22 protein-coding genes are annotated in these 12,804 nt (G+C 43.2%); all 22 read right to left on the bottom strand.

Going from position 1 to position 12,804, the window contains the following annotated elements; all coding sequences use genetic code 11:
* Positions 1 to 17: 17 nt before the first annotated feature.
* On the bottom strand, positions 18 to 566 hold the full coding sequence (gene rpsE / locus PVV66_RS06440; RefSeq protein WP_005773287.1) for a 30S ribosomal protein S5: 549 nt from the start codon (positions 564 to 566) through the stop codon (positions 18 to 20).
* Positions 567 to 678: 112 nt separating this feature from the next.
* The gene (rplR, locus tag PVV66_RS06435; protein WP_273717727.1) at positions 679 to 1,041 is read right to left on the bottom strand and encodes a 50S ribosomal protein L18; all 363 of its coding nucleotides are present in this window, start codon (positions 1,039 to 1,041) and stop codon (positions 679 to 681) included.
* Between the two features lie 12 nt (positions 1,042 to 1,053).
* Positions 1,054 to 1,587, bottom strand: a complete 534-nt coding sequence (gene rplF / locus PVV66_RS06430; protein ID WP_039758092.1) for a 50S ribosomal protein L6 — start codon at positions 1,585 to 1,587, stop codon at positions 1,054 to 1,056.
* Between the two features lie 39 nt (positions 1,588 to 1,626).
* Positions 1,627 to 2,025 (bottom strand): 30S ribosomal protein S8, encoded by a 399-nt coding sequence (rpsH, locus tag PVV66_RS06425; RefSeq protein WP_273717728.1) that lies wholly within the window; start codon positions 2,023 to 2,025, stop codon positions 1,627 to 1,629.
* Between the two features lie 14 nt (positions 2,026 to 2,039).
* Complete coding sequence (rpsN, locus tag PVV66_RS06420) at positions 2,040 to 2,345, bottom strand: 30S ribosomal protein S14 (RefSeq protein WP_005773283.1); 306 nt, start codon at positions 2,343 to 2,345, stop codon at positions 2,040 to 2,042.
* A 24-nt stretch (positions 2,346 to 2,369) separates the two neighbouring features.
* Positions 2,370 to 2,927: a 50S ribosomal protein L5 gene (gene rplE / locus PVV66_RS06415; protein ID WP_100129417.1), complete on the bottom strand. Its 558-nt coding sequence runs from the start codon at positions 2,925 to 2,927 to the stop codon at positions 2,370 to 2,372.
* The gene (gene rplX, locus PVV66_RS06410) at positions 2,920 to 3,234 is read right to left on the bottom strand and encodes a 50S ribosomal protein L24 (protein WP_273717729.1); all 315 of its coding nucleotides are present in this window, start codon (positions 3,232 to 3,234) and stop codon (positions 2,920 to 2,922) included. Before rplX ends, rplE begins: the two co-directional genes overlap by 8 nt.
* Before the next feature lie 12 nt (positions 3,235 to 3,246).
* On the bottom strand, positions 3,247 to 3,615 hold the full coding sequence (rplN, locus tag PVV66_RS06405) for a 50S ribosomal protein L14 (RefSeq protein WP_004855715.1): 369 nt from the start codon (positions 3,613 to 3,615) through the stop codon (positions 3,247 to 3,249).
* 143 nt (positions 3,616 to 3,758) lie between these two features.
* Positions 3,759 to 3,998, bottom strand: a complete 240-nt coding sequence (gene rpsQ, locus PVV66_RS06400; protein ID WP_012231991.1) for a 30S ribosomal protein S17 — start codon at positions 3,996 to 3,998, stop codon at positions 3,759 to 3,761.
* Positions 3,999 to 4,009: 11 nt separating this feature from the next.
* Positions 4,010 to 4,210 (bottom strand): 50S ribosomal protein L29, encoded by a 201-nt coding sequence (gene rpmC / locus PVV66_RS06395; protein ID WP_100129418.1) that lies wholly within the window; start codon positions 4,208 to 4,210, stop codon positions 4,010 to 4,012.
* A 12-nt stretch (positions 4,211 to 4,222) separates the two neighbouring features.
* Positions 4,223 to 4,636, bottom strand: a complete 414-nt coding sequence (gene rplP / locus PVV66_RS06390) for a 50S ribosomal protein L16 (RefSeq protein ID WP_139413397.1) — start codon at positions 4,634 to 4,636, stop codon at positions 4,223 to 4,225.
* Between the two features lie 36 nt (positions 4,637 to 4,672).
* A complete protein-coding gene (rpsC, locus tag PVV66_RS06385; RefSeq protein WP_005773275.1) occupies positions 4,673 to 5,383 on the bottom strand; it encodes a 30S ribosomal protein S3 in 711 nt (236 codons plus the stop codon).
* On the bottom strand, positions 5,383 to 5,772 hold the full coding sequence (gene rplV, locus PVV66_RS06380) for a 50S ribosomal protein L22 (protein ID WP_273717730.1): 390 nt from the start codon (positions 5,770 to 5,772) through the stop codon (positions 5,383 to 5,385). The genes rpsC and rplV overlap by 1 nt, the downstream gene beginning before the upstream one ends.
* 2 nt (positions 5,773 to 5,774) lie before the next feature.
* Positions 5,775 to 6,053, bottom strand: a complete 279-nt coding sequence (rpsS, locus tag PVV66_RS06375) for a 30S ribosomal protein S19 (RefSeq protein WP_004855734.1) — start codon at positions 6,051 to 6,053, stop codon at positions 5,775 to 5,777.
* A 15-nt stretch (positions 6,054 to 6,068) separates the two neighbouring features.
* The gene (rplB, locus tag PVV66_RS06370; protein ID WP_273717733.1) at positions 6,069 to 6,902 is read right to left on the bottom strand and encodes a 50S ribosomal protein L2; all 834 of its coding nucleotides are present in this window, start codon (positions 6,900 to 6,902) and stop codon (positions 6,069 to 6,071) included.
* A gap of 21 nt (positions 6,903 to 6,923) precedes the next feature.
* On the bottom strand, positions 6,924 to 7,217 hold the full coding sequence (locus PVV66_RS06365) for a 50S ribosomal protein L23 (RefSeq protein ID WP_273717735.1): 294 nt from the start codon (positions 7,215 to 7,217) through the stop codon (positions 6,924 to 6,926).
* Complete coding sequence (gene rplD / locus PVV66_RS06360; RefSeq protein ID WP_273717737.1) at positions 7,214 to 7,834, bottom strand: 50S ribosomal protein L4; 621 nt, start codon at positions 7,832 to 7,834, stop codon at positions 7,214 to 7,216. Before rplD ends, PVV66_RS06365 begins: the two co-directional genes overlap by 4 nt.
* Positions 7,835 to 7,836: 2 nt before the next feature.
* Positions 7,837 to 8,574 (bottom strand): 50S ribosomal protein L3, encoded by a 738-nt coding sequence (rplC, locus tag PVV66_RS06355; RefSeq protein WP_273717739.1) that lies wholly within the window; start codon positions 8,572 to 8,574, stop codon positions 7,837 to 7,839.
* A 27-nt stretch (positions 8,575 to 8,601) separates the two neighbouring features.
* On the bottom strand, positions 8,602 to 8,910 hold the full coding sequence (gene rpsJ / locus PVV66_RS06350; protein ID WP_005773267.1) for a 30S ribosomal protein S10: 309 nt from the start codon (positions 8,908 to 8,910) through the stop codon (positions 8,602 to 8,604).
* A gap of 61 nt (positions 8,911 to 8,971) precedes the next feature.
* Positions 8,972 to 10,147 (bottom strand): elongation factor Tu, encoded by a 1,176-nt coding sequence (gene tuf, locus PVV66_RS06345; protein ID WP_012231465.1) that lies wholly within the window; start codon positions 10,145 to 10,147, stop codon positions 8,972 to 8,974.
* Positions 10,148 to 10,210: 63 nt separating this feature from the next.
* A complete protein-coding gene (gene fusA, locus PVV66_RS06340) occupies positions 10,211 to 12,295 on the bottom strand; it encodes an elongation factor G (RefSeq protein ID WP_273717743.1) in 2,085 nt (694 codons plus the stop codon).
* Between the two features lie 24 nt (positions 12,296 to 12,319).
* Positions 12,320 to 12,790 carry a 30S ribosomal protein S7 gene (gene rpsG, locus PVV66_RS06335; RefSeq protein WP_273717745.1) on the bottom strand — a complete coding sequence of 157 codons (471 nt, stop codon included), beginning with the start codon at positions 12,788 to 12,790 and terminating at the stop codon, positions 12,320 to 12,322.
* Positions 12,791 to 12,804: the final 14 nt, after the last annotated feature.

Genomic DNA, 12,804 nt, shown 5'->3' with positions numbered 1-12,804 from the left:
TCTGACAATCTCAGAAACTACCCTTCTACGTCGACCAAATGGCGACGACGCGCCTGTAAAGTCGAATATTTTATACCACGCTGAGCAGCAATATCTCTCGGATGCATTTGATGTTTCAATGCATCAAATGTCGCACGAACCATGTTATAAGGATTTGATGATCCTAGTGATTTTGCAACAACATCCTGCATACCAAGAGCTTCAAAAATAGCACGCATCGGTCCCCCTGCGATAATACCAGTACCAGCAGACGCTGAACGGAGCAAAACGCGCCCCGCTCCGTGACGACCTTCAAGATCATGATGCAATGTACGTCCAGACCGAAGTGGAACATAAATCATCCCACGCTTTGCAGATTCAGTTGCTTTACGAACGGCTTCTGGAACTTCACGGGCTTTACCATGTCCAAAACCTACACGCCCTTTTTGATCTCCAACGACAACAAGAGCAGCAAAACCAAAACGCCGACCACCCTTTACAACCTTAGCAACACGATTAATATGAACGAGCCTATCGACAAACTCATTATCGCGTTCTTCTCTCTCACCACGTTCTTTTTGTGCCATTCCTCATTCCTTTTTCTTTTCCGGAAGCACGATAACAAAGCTCCTCATCAAACCAGAAGAACTTAAACGAAATACTTTAAAGTATCCCTCCCCATCCAAAAAGGAGGAAACTTTAAAAGCTCAAACCACCCTCACGAGCAGCCTCAGCCAAAGCTTTGACTCGACCATGGTATACATAGGCTCCACGATCAAAAACCACTTCATTAACACCAGCTTGCTTTGCACGCTCAGCAATTAACTTACCAACAGCAAAAGCGGCTTCTTTATCAGCACCACTTTTTAATGATTTTTTCAAATCACTTTCAAGAGTAGAAGCTGAAACAAGCGTACATCCCCGTAAATCATCAATAACTTGCGCGTAGATGTTCTGATTTGAACGATAAACGCTAAGCCGAGGACGATCATGAGAAACCATCTTTATTCTACGACGAACACGTCTTGCACGACGCTGGATAATGTCCTTAGATGAAACCATAATACAAAATCCTTATTTCTTTTTACCTTCTTTACGGAAGATACGTTCATCTGCATGCTTAACACCTTTACCTTTATAAGGCTCAGGCCTACGATACTCGCGAATCTCCGCTGCAACTTGCCCAACTTGCTGTTTATCAATTCCAGAAATAACAATCTCTGTGGGCTTAGGAACAGTTACAGTAACACCCGATGGAACTTTATAAACCACATCATGCGAAAAACCTAGAGATAGTTGAATATCCTTACCCTGTAAAGCAGCACGATAACCAACCCCATTGATCTCTAACCTTTTTTCAAAACCATCTTTTACGCCACAAAAAATGTTCTCAATCATTGAGCGTGACATACCCCATTTAGAGCGTGCATCTTTTGACTGATCCCGCGGCATAACTGATATGACATTTTCCTCGAATTTAACTAAGACCTCATCATTAACGACGTAACTTAGTTCACCTTTTGGACCTTTTGCCTTAACCAGCTGACCTTCAACAGTAGCAGTAACCCCAGAAGGAATTGAAATGGGTTTTTTTCCAATACGAGACATTGTTCTAACCTACTTTTTCTTCCGTTTTCTTAACATACCTTAGAAAACACGACAAAGGAGTTCTCCACCAACATTCTGTTCACGCGCTTCATGATCAGCCATAACACCTTTAGGAGTCGATAAAATCGAAATACCTAAACCATTTGCCACCTGCGGAAGTGACTTGGCAGAAACATACACACGACGACCAGGCTTTGAAACACGTGAAATCTCACGAATAGCAGCTAATCCTTCAAAATATTTCAACTCGATTTCAATTTCAGACTTTCCATCACCTAAATCGACTTGATTATATCCACGAATATAACCTTCAGACTGAAGCACATCAAGAACGTGCGCACGAAGCTTCGAAGCTGGAGTAACCACCTTGCCTTTTTTGCGACCAAGCGCATTACGAATACGTGTTAACATATCACCAAGAGGATCTGACATAGACATTAAATAATCTCCTCTTACCAACTAGACTTTACGATACCAGGAATATGACCAATAGAGCCAAGTTCACGCAATGCAATCCGTGACATTTTTAACTTACGATAATAAGCCCTCGGACGACCTGAAACCTCACAACGATTACGAATACGAACTTTCGAAGAATTACGCGGCAATTCCGCTAATTGAACAGAAGCCTTAAAACGTTCCTCAAGAGAAACCTTCTGATCCATAACGATTGCTTTCAAACGTGCGCGACGTGCAGCATAACGCTTCACCATCACTTCACGACGCTTATTTTTTTCAACGGCGCTTACTTTGGCCATAATTTCACCTCGCTACGTTTGCCGTTACGAACGAAAAGGAAAATTAAAAGCACGCAACAATTCACGAGCTTCATCATCTGTTTTTGCTGTCGTACAAACGATAATATCCATGCCCCAAATTTGATCAACTTTATCATAGTTGATTTCTGGAAACACAATGTGTTCTTTAATACCCATAGCAAAATTGCCACGACCATCAAAACTCTTTGGATTTAAACCACGAAAGTCACGAACCCGCGGAAGAGCAATCGTAACAAGGCGATCTAAAAACTCAAACATACGATCTTTACGCAATGTCACTTTGGCCCCAAGAGGCATTCCTTCACGAACCTTAAAGGTCGCAATAGAATTACGCGCACGGGTAACAACAGCCTTTTGACCTGTTATGAGTCCTAAATCCTCAGCGGCAAGGGAAGGTTTTTTCGAATCAGCAGTTGCTTCACCTATCCCCATATTAATTACAATTTTATCAATCCGCGGAATTTGCATCGCATTTTTGTAATTAAACTTCTCTTGAAGTGCTTTACGAATCACTTCAAAATAATACGCTTTCATACGCGGTATTTGTCTTTCTTCAGCCATTAATCAACTCTCCCGAACGCTTGGCAACACGTACCTTATCACCATCTGCATTCATACGAAAGCCTACGCGTGTAGGCTTACCATCTTTAGGATCAGCAATCGCCAAATTAGACAGATGAATCGGAGCTTCTTTAGAAATAATCCCAGCTTCTTGTTTCTGCGTTTGACGTTGATGACGTTTAATCATATTAATCCCACGAACAAAAGCCTTATTCTCTTTTGGACTAACCTTAATCACTTCACCACTACATCCTTTATCCTTACCGGATAAAACAACAACTTTATCACCTTTTCGAATCTTCTGCATAATATTAACTCCTTACAGAACTTCAGGAGCGAGCGAGATGATCTTCATATGGTTCCTCCCACGCAATTCACGGGGAACAGGTCCAAAGATACGCGTACCAATCGGCTCTTTTTTGTTATCCACTAAAACCGCAGCATTACTATCAAAACGAATGACACTACCATCTGCGCGACGAATATCCTTAGCAGTACGAACCACAACAGCTTTCATAACATCACCCTTTTTAACACGGCCACGAGGAATAGCATCCTTAACCGAAACAACAATAATGTCACCGACCGAAGCATATTTCCGCTTTGAACCGCCTAACACCTTGATGCACATGACACGACGAGCACCAGAATTATCAGCAACGTCGAGGTTTGTTTGCATCTGAATCATGACTGGCCACCTTTTCTTAACATCTATATCCGCTTGTATCTTTTATACACTCGAATTTGCCTGCCAAATAACGATAAAGTTATCGCCTTCAAATTTACCAACGAAAAACCACTGTTAAATTCTAAAACAATAAACTTAACCCATTACGCTACATTGTCTTTTACAACAATCCAACATTTATCTTTCGAAATTGGTCTAGATTCTTGAATAGAAACTTGATCCCCAATCTTAAATTGATTGTTTTCGTCATGCGCTTTATAATTTTTAGACTGCCGAACAGTCTTCTTAAGAAGCGGATGAGAATAACGACGCTCAACTTTAACAACGACAGTCTTATCGCTTTTGTCACTAATAACAACACCCTGCAAAACGCGTTTAGGCATCTCTTATTTCCTTAAACCTTACTTTCACTTAATCTTTGACGAAGAAAAGTCTTAATGCGCGCAATATCACGACGAACTTGTCTAACACGCGCAGTCTTTTCTAATTGACCTGTTGCTTTTTGAAAGCGCAAATTAAATTGCTCTTTCTTTAATTTAGCCAATTCATCTTTCATTTGGTCGAGCGTTTGCGCCCGTAATTCTCTGGCTCTCATCGCTTAACCTCTTTATTCAGCAATACGCTGGATGAAACGCGTTTTTATAGGCAACTTTGCAGCGCCCAACCTTAGTGCTTCACGTGCAACATCTTCAGGAACCCCATCAAGCTCAAACATGATGCGCCCAGGAGCAACACGTGCAGCCCAATAATCAACACTACCCTTCCCTTTACCCATACGAACTTCAGTCGGTTTAGATGTAACCGGAAGATCTGGAAAAATACGAATCCATACACGACCAGAACGTTTCATATAACGTGTAATCGCGCGACGCGCCGCTTCAATTTGACGAGCAGTAACCCGCTCCGGCTCAACAGCCTTCAAACCGTAGGCACCGAAATTCAAATCCGTACCACCCTTCGCAACACCGTGAATACGGCCCTTGAACTGCTTACGGAACTTTGTGCGCTTTGGCTGCAACATTGTTCTCTACTCCAAATTTTAGTTTAATCTCAAAAACTAAGCATTTTCGCGGCGACGATTCGATGAAGAACCAGATTGATCAGCTTCCGTAGCACGACGTTCTGAAGCCATCGGATCATGTTCAAGAATCTCACCCTTAAAGACCCAAACTTTAATACCACAAATACCGTAAGCGGTCTTAGCTTCTGCTGTACCGTAATCGACATCAGAACGCAAGGTATGAAGTGGAACACGACCTTCACGATACCATTCCATACGAGCAATTTCAGCACCACCAAGACGACCAGAACAATTGATACGAATACCTTCCGCACCAAGACGCATAGCAGACTGAACAGCACGCTTCATCGCACGACGGAAAGCAACACGACGCTCTAACTGTTGAGCAATTGACTGCGCAATAATCGTAGCATCAATCTCTGGCTTACGAATCTCCACAATATTCAATGAAGTTTCAGCATTGGTCATTTCTGAAAGCTTACGACGAAGTTTCTCGATATCAGCACCCTTTTTACCGATAATCAAACCAGGACGCGCAGAATGAATCGTAACACGACATTTTTTATGAGGGCGTTCAATAACGACCTTAGAAATAGCTGCCTGCTTAAGCTCTTCAAGCACATAAGAACGAATTTTCAAATCTTCATGAAGAAGACGTCCATATTCACCACTATCAGCATACCAACGAGAATCCCATGTCCGATTAACACCAAGACGAAGTCCTATTGGATTGATCTTCTGACCCATTACGCGGCCTCCACTTTTTCGCTAACTTCACGAACAATAACAGTAAGATGTGAAAATGGACGCTCAATTCGACTAGCACGCCCGCGACCACGAACATGAAAACGCTTCATCACGATCGACTTACCAACATAAGCCTCTGCTACAATAAGCGAATCAATGTCAAGATCGTGGTTATTCTCTGCGTTTGCAATCGCTGATTCAAGCGTTTTTTTCACAGTAGCAGCAATACGTTTACGCGAAAACATCAAATCAGCGAGCGCCACATTAACTCTTTTACCACGAATCATTGCAGCAACTAAATTAAGCTTTTGCGGACTAACACGAATTGTTCGTGTAACAGCCTTTGCTTCATTATCTTTAAGCTGGCGCGGAACCTTAGCTTTTCCCATTCCTACTTCCTCTTCGCTTTTTTATCGGCACCATGACCATAATAAGTCCGGGTAGGAGCGAACTCACCAAACTTATGTCCAACCATCTCTTCAGAAACAGAAACAGGAATATGCTTATTGCCGTTGTAAACACCAAAAGTTAAACCAACAAATTGCGGCAAAATAGTAGAGCGACGACTCCATATTTTTATAACTTCATTGCGCCCACTTGCACGTACCTTCTCTGCTTTACCAAGAAGATAGCCGTCAACAAACGGACCTTTCCAAACTGAACGAACCACTTCAGACTACCTTTCTTATTTCTTGCGCTGATGACGCGTACGCATAATAAACTTATCAGTGGCTTTATTGGAGCGCGTACGCTTACCTTTCGTAGGTTTACCCCAAGGAGACACTGGATGACGCCCCCCCGATGTACGACCTTCACCACCACCGTGCGGATGATCAACAGGGTTCATAGCAACACCACGAACATGTGGACGCTTACCACGCCAACGTGAGCGACCTGCCTTACCATCATTAATATTCCCATGATCAGGATTTGAAACAGCACCAACAGTTGCAAAACAGCTGCTAGACACCAAACGCTGTTCACCAGAATTTAAACGAAGAATAGCCATACCATGATCTCGTCCAACCAATTGTGCATAAGCACCCGCTGAACGTGCAATCTGCCCCCCTTTTCCTGGCTTCATTTCAACATTATGAATAATTGTACCAACCGGCATATTGCCAAGGGGCATAGCATTCCCTGGTTTAACATCAACATTTGAACCAGCGATAATAGAATCACCAACACCAAGACGCTGTGGTGCAAGGATATAACTTAATTGCCCATCCTCATAGCGAATTAAAGCGATAAAAGCGGTGCGATTAGGATCATATTCTAAACGCTCAACTTTTGCTGAAACATCACGCTTAAGACGCTTAAAGTCGACAAATCGATAACTTCGTTTATGGCCACCACCCTGAAAACGAGCAGTAACACGACCGCGGTTATTCCGTCCACCCTTTGAAGACAAACCTTCAGTCAACATCTTTACGGGTTTTCCCTTATAAAGACCAGAACGTTCCACAATAACAAGCTGACGCTGCCCAGGTGTTGTTGGATTAAATTGCTTAAGTGCCATTATTCCTATCTCCGAGCCTCTTTAAAGACCTGTCGAAACGTCGATAGTCTGACCACTGGCCAGAGTTACGATCGCTTTTTTGACATCACTCTGCCGACCAACAATACCCTTAAAACGTTTCACTTTACCCTTACGGACTATCGTGTTAACTGCTTTAACTTTTACGCTAAAAAGCGCCTCAACAGCAGCCTTAATTTCAGGTTTCGTCGCTTTCGGCGCGACATTAAAAGCAACTTGATTATATTCAGAAATCATAGTCGACTTTTCAGTAATAACTGGACTAATAATTATATCATAATGGCGAAGATCTGTCATTTAAAACGCTCCTCAAGAGCCTCAACAGCTGCCTTTGATAAAACAAGTTTGCTGCGACGCAAAATATCATAAACATTAATTCCCTGAATGGGCAAAATATCAATATTAGGAATATTCGATGCCGCACGGAAAAAGTTAATATCAATCTCTTTACCACCAATCAAGAGAGCATTATTAAACCCAAGCTTAGAAAAATGAGAAACAAGCTTTTTCGTTTTAGCATCCTTAATAGTCAACTCATCCACAACAATTAAATCTTTTGCTTTTAATTTTGCAGATAAAGCAAAACGTAACCCAAGAGCACGAACCTTTTTAGGAAGATCATGCGCATGGCTACGAGCCACCGGTCCATGTGCCTTACCTCCACCTCGAAACTGAGGAGCACGGGCCGATGAATGTCGCGCACGCCCAGTTCCCTTTTGTTTAAACATCTTTGCCCCTGTGCGTGACACATCAGAGCGCCCTTGTGATTGATGGGTTCCCTGTTGACGACGTGCAAGTTGCCAACGAACAACACGCTGTAAAATATCCTCACGCGGAACAAGATCAAAGATAGATTCAGAAACCTTTAATTTACCAGCTTCATGACCATCAAGAGTTTTAATTACAAGATCCATTATTAGGCTCCCTCAACTTCAGAGGCTTCCGTCACCGGAGCAACCATTTCCGTTTTCTCCTTCACAAGACGGCGAATACCAGCAGGCTTTGGAGCATTATCAGGAAGCGGCTTCTTCACGGCATCTCTCACCAAAATCCAAGAACCCTTAGAACCAGAAACAGCACCGCGCACTAAAATTAAACCACGCTCAATATCAGTGGAAACAACTTCAATATTTTGTGTTGTTACACGCACCTGCCCCATATGGCCAGCCATTTTTTTCCCTTTAAAAACTTTACCAGGATCTTGGCACTGTCCCGTAGAACCATGAGCACGATGTGTAATCGAATTACCATGGGAAGCACGGTGCCCGCCAAAGTTATGCCGCTTCATAACACCGGCAAACCCCTTACCAATACTGGTACCCGTCACATCAACGCGCTGCCCTGGAACAAAATGCTCCACCGTAATCTCAGTACCGATATCAAGAAGATTATCGGGACTCACACGAAACTCTGCTATTTTGGACTTAGGCTCAACAGAAGCCTTAGCAAAATGTCCACGAAGAGCTTGTGAAGTATTCTTAACCTTAGCAAAGCCTACACCTAATTGAACAGCAGTATAACCATTCTTTTCAACTGTACGCTGAGCAACGACTTGACAATTCTCCAAACGAAGTACTGTCACCGGCACATGTTCACCAGCATCATTATAAATACGGGTCATGCCCAGCTTCTGTGCTATTACACCTGAACGCATCGGGTCTGTTCCTTCTGTCCTCAAACCTCAGAGCTTAATTTCTACATCCACACCAGCAGAAAGATCGAGCTTCATAAGCGCATCCACTGTTTGCGGTGTTGGATCAACAATATCAAGAAGACGCTTATGCGTACGCATTTCAAACTGCTCACGGCTCTTCTTATCGATATGTGGTCCACGATTGACCGTAAATTTCTCAATCCGCGTCGGAAGCGGAATGGGACCACGGACATTTGCACCAGTCCGTTTAGCAGTCGATACAATCTCACGCGTCGACGTATCAAGAATTCTATGATCAAACGCTTTCAAGCGAATACGAATATTTTGACTGTTCATGCTCTTTATTTCCCTGTCATATAAAGCGCCTTCAATAATCAAGGCGCTCAGCAAGCATTATTTATTCAATGATCTTAGAGACGATACCAGCACCAACAGTACGACCACCTTCACGAATAGCAAAACGAAGCTTCTCTTCCATCGCTATTGGAACAATCAAAGACACATCCATCGCAACATTATCCCCTGGCATAACCATTTCCGTTCCTTCTGGAAGCGTGACAATACCCGTAACATCCGTCGTACGGAAGTAAAACTGAGGGCGATAATTCGTGAAAAACGGTGTATGACGACCGCCTTCATCCTTCGTCAAAATGTAAGCCTCTGCTTTAAAACGTGTATGAGGTGTAACAGATCCGGGCTTCGCCAATACTTGACCTCGCTCAATCCCTTCACGATCAACACCACGAAGCAAAGCACCGATATTATCACCCGCTTGCCCTTGATCTAAAAGCTTGCGGAACATTTCTACACCCGTGACTGTTGTCTTAGATGTTGGACGAATTCCGATAATCTCGATTTCTTCCCCAACCTTAATAACACCGCGCTCAACACGACCCGTAACAACCGTTCCACGACCTGAAATCGAAAAGACATCTTCTATCGGCATCAAGAATGGTTGATCAACAGGACGTTCAGGGGTTGGAATATACTTATCAACCTCACTCATCAAAAGGCGAACCGCATCTTCACCAATGCTTTTATCCTTGTCCTCAAGGGCAGCCAACGCTGAACCTTTAACAATTGGCACATCATCACCAGGAAAATCATATTTAGATAAAAGCTCCCGAACCTCAAGCTCTACAAGATCTAAAAGTTCGCTATCATCAACCTGATCAACTTTATTAAGAAAAACAACAATCGCAGGAACACCAACCTGACGGGCTAGCAAAATATGCTCACGCGTCTGAGGCATTGGACCATCAGCCGCAGAAACAACCAGAATAGCACCATCCATCTGCGCTGCCCCTGTGATCATGTTTTTCACATAATCCGCGTGTCCGGGGCAATCAACGTGGGCATAGTGACGATTTTCTGTTTCATACTCAACGTGGGCTGTAGAAATGGTAATTCCACGGGCGCGCTCTTCTGGTGCTGCATCAATTTGGTCATATGCTTTAAACTCACCAAAAAATTTCGTAATCGCTGCTGTCAATGATGTCTTCCCATGATCAACGTGACCAATCGTACCTATATTAACATGCGGTTTTGTACGTTCAAATTTGCTCTTCGCCATTTGAGCTCTCCATTTTCTGTCCAAGCCAAGGACTAAGTTAAAAATTAATTTACCAACCTGAAATTACGCGTATTTCTTTTGAATCTCCAAAGCAACAGCCGAAGGAACAGGTTCGTAATGATCAAACTGCATTGTATACTGCGCACGACCCTGACTCATAGAGCGAAGGGTATTCACATAACCAAACATATTTGCCAATGGAACCATCGCATTGACAACCGTTGCAATACCGCGCGCTTCAGTTCCTGAAATCTGTCCTCGACGAGAATTGAGATCACCAATAACATCACCAACATAATCATCTGGCGTAACGACTTCTACCTTCATAATCGGTTCAAGAAGCTGTGCACCAGCCTTCTTTGCCCCATCACGAAAAGCTGCACGAGCAGCAATTTCAAAAGCCAGCACAGAAGAATCAACATCGTGATAACCACCGTCAATGAGAGTTGCTTTTACACCAAGCATAGGGAATCCTGCAAGAGGCCCCGACCCCATAACGCTTTCAATCCCCTTTTGAACACCTGGAATATATTCTTTAGGAACAGCACCACCAACGATCTTCGACTCAAAAATAAAATCATCACCTTCATGAGGCTCAAAAATAATTTTTACACGAGCAAATTGACCAGCACCACCTGATTGCTTCTTATGAGTGTAATCAATTTCCGCCATTTTAGTAATTGACTCACGATAAGCAACCTGAGGCTGCCCAACATTTGCCTCAACCTTAAACTCACGCCGCATACGATCAACAATAATATCAAGATGAAGCTCACCCATTCCAGCTATAATAGTCTGACCTGACTCCTCATCTGACTTAACACGAAATGAAGGATCTTCCGCTGCCAAACGATTAAGAGCAATACCCATTTTTTCTTGATCTGCTTTTGTTTTCGGTTCAATTGCAATCTCAATAACAGGTTCTGGAAATTCCATCCGCTCCAAAATAACAGGCTTCAAAGGATCACAAAGCGTATCCCCTGTCGTTGTCTCCTTAAGACCGGCAAGAGCAACAATATCACCAGCAAATGCTTCTTCAATATCCTCACGAGAATTTGAATGCATTTGAAGCATACGCCCTAAACGCTCCTTTTTCTTCTTCACAGTATTCTCAAGAGAAATACCTTTATGAACTTTACCAGAGTAAATACGACAGAAAGTCAACGAACCAACAAAAGGATCATTCATAATTTTAAAAGCAAGCATAGATAGTGGAGCATCATCAGAAGATTCGCGCGTCGTCTCAGCCTCAGTCTTCACATCAATCCCCTTAATTGCCGGAATATCAACCGGAGAAGGAAGATAAGAGACAACAGCATCCAAAAGCGGCTGCACACCCTTATTTTTAAAAGCCGTACCACAAAGAACCGGATGAAACTGAACCTCTACGGTTCCCTTACGAATGAGAGAAACGAGTTGCTCGTTGGTTGGCATAATGCCTTCTAAGTAGGCCTCCATGGCAGCCTCGTCAACCTCCACAGCCATTTCAATGAGTTTCTCGCGATACTCTTCAGCCTTTTCTCTTAAATCAGAAGGAATTTCACCTATCACCGCCGGAGCACCAATAGAACCATCCCACTTTAAAGCCTTCATCTCAACAAGATCAACAACACCTTCAAAGTCATTTTCAGCACCAATCGGCAACTGTACAACAAGCGCTTTAGCCCCTAACCGAGAACCAACCATTTCTACGCTGCGATAGAAATCAGCACCTATTTTATCCATCTTATTAACAAAAACCATGCGAGGGACACTATATTTCTCAGCCTGCCGCCAAACAGTTTCTGTCTGAGGTTCAACACCAGCATTAGCATCCAACAACGCTATCGCCCCGTCAAGAACACGCAAAGAGCGTTCAACCTCAATTGTAAAATCAACGTGCCCTGGCGTATCAATAATATTGAAGCGACGCTTCCGACCGTCACTACCTTCCCAAAAAGTCGTCGTCGCAGCAGATGTAATTGTAATACCGCGCTCTTGTTCCTGCTCCATCCAATCCATCGTAGAAGCACCATCATGGGTCTCTCCGATTTTATGATTCTTACCCGTATAGAACAGAATACGTTCAGTCATCGTAGTCTTACCGGCATCAATATGCGCCATAATACCAAAATTACGATAATCTTCAATTTTATATTCGCGAGCCATTATATTTGCCTTAGTTTAAAAACTCTACCAGCGATAATGCGAGAATGCACGGTTAGCCTCAGCCATACGATGAACATCCTCACGCTTTTTCACGGCAGAACCACGATTATTAGCCGCATCCATCAATTCACCAGATAAACGCTCAATCATCGTCGTCTCATTCCGTCCACGCGCCGCCGAAATCAACCAACGAATAGCAAGAGCCTGACGGCGATCAGGACGAACATCAATCGGAACCTGATAAGTAGCACCACCAACACGACGCGAACGAACCTCAATATGAGGAGCAACATTCTCTAAAGCCCGATGAAATAGTTCCACTGGATCTGTTTTTACTTTTTTCTCTACAGAATCAAGCGCACCATAAACAATACGCTCTGCAACTGACTTTTTACCATCAAACATAATGGCATTCATAAATTTTGTAATAACCAAATCACCAAACTTAGGATCTGGATTAATTTCACGCTTTTCTGCTCTATGACGACGGGACATTGGCTTTGTCTCTC

Origin of the sequence: Bartonella sp. AU16XJBT, from assembly GCF_028618665.1 — a bacterium.
GTDB lineage: Bacteria > Pseudomonadota > Alphaproteobacteria > Rhizobiales > Rhizobiaceae > Bartonella.
The sequence above is the reverse complement of the archived record's forward strand: the minus strand, read 5'-3'. Positions and strand labels throughout refer to the sequence as shown.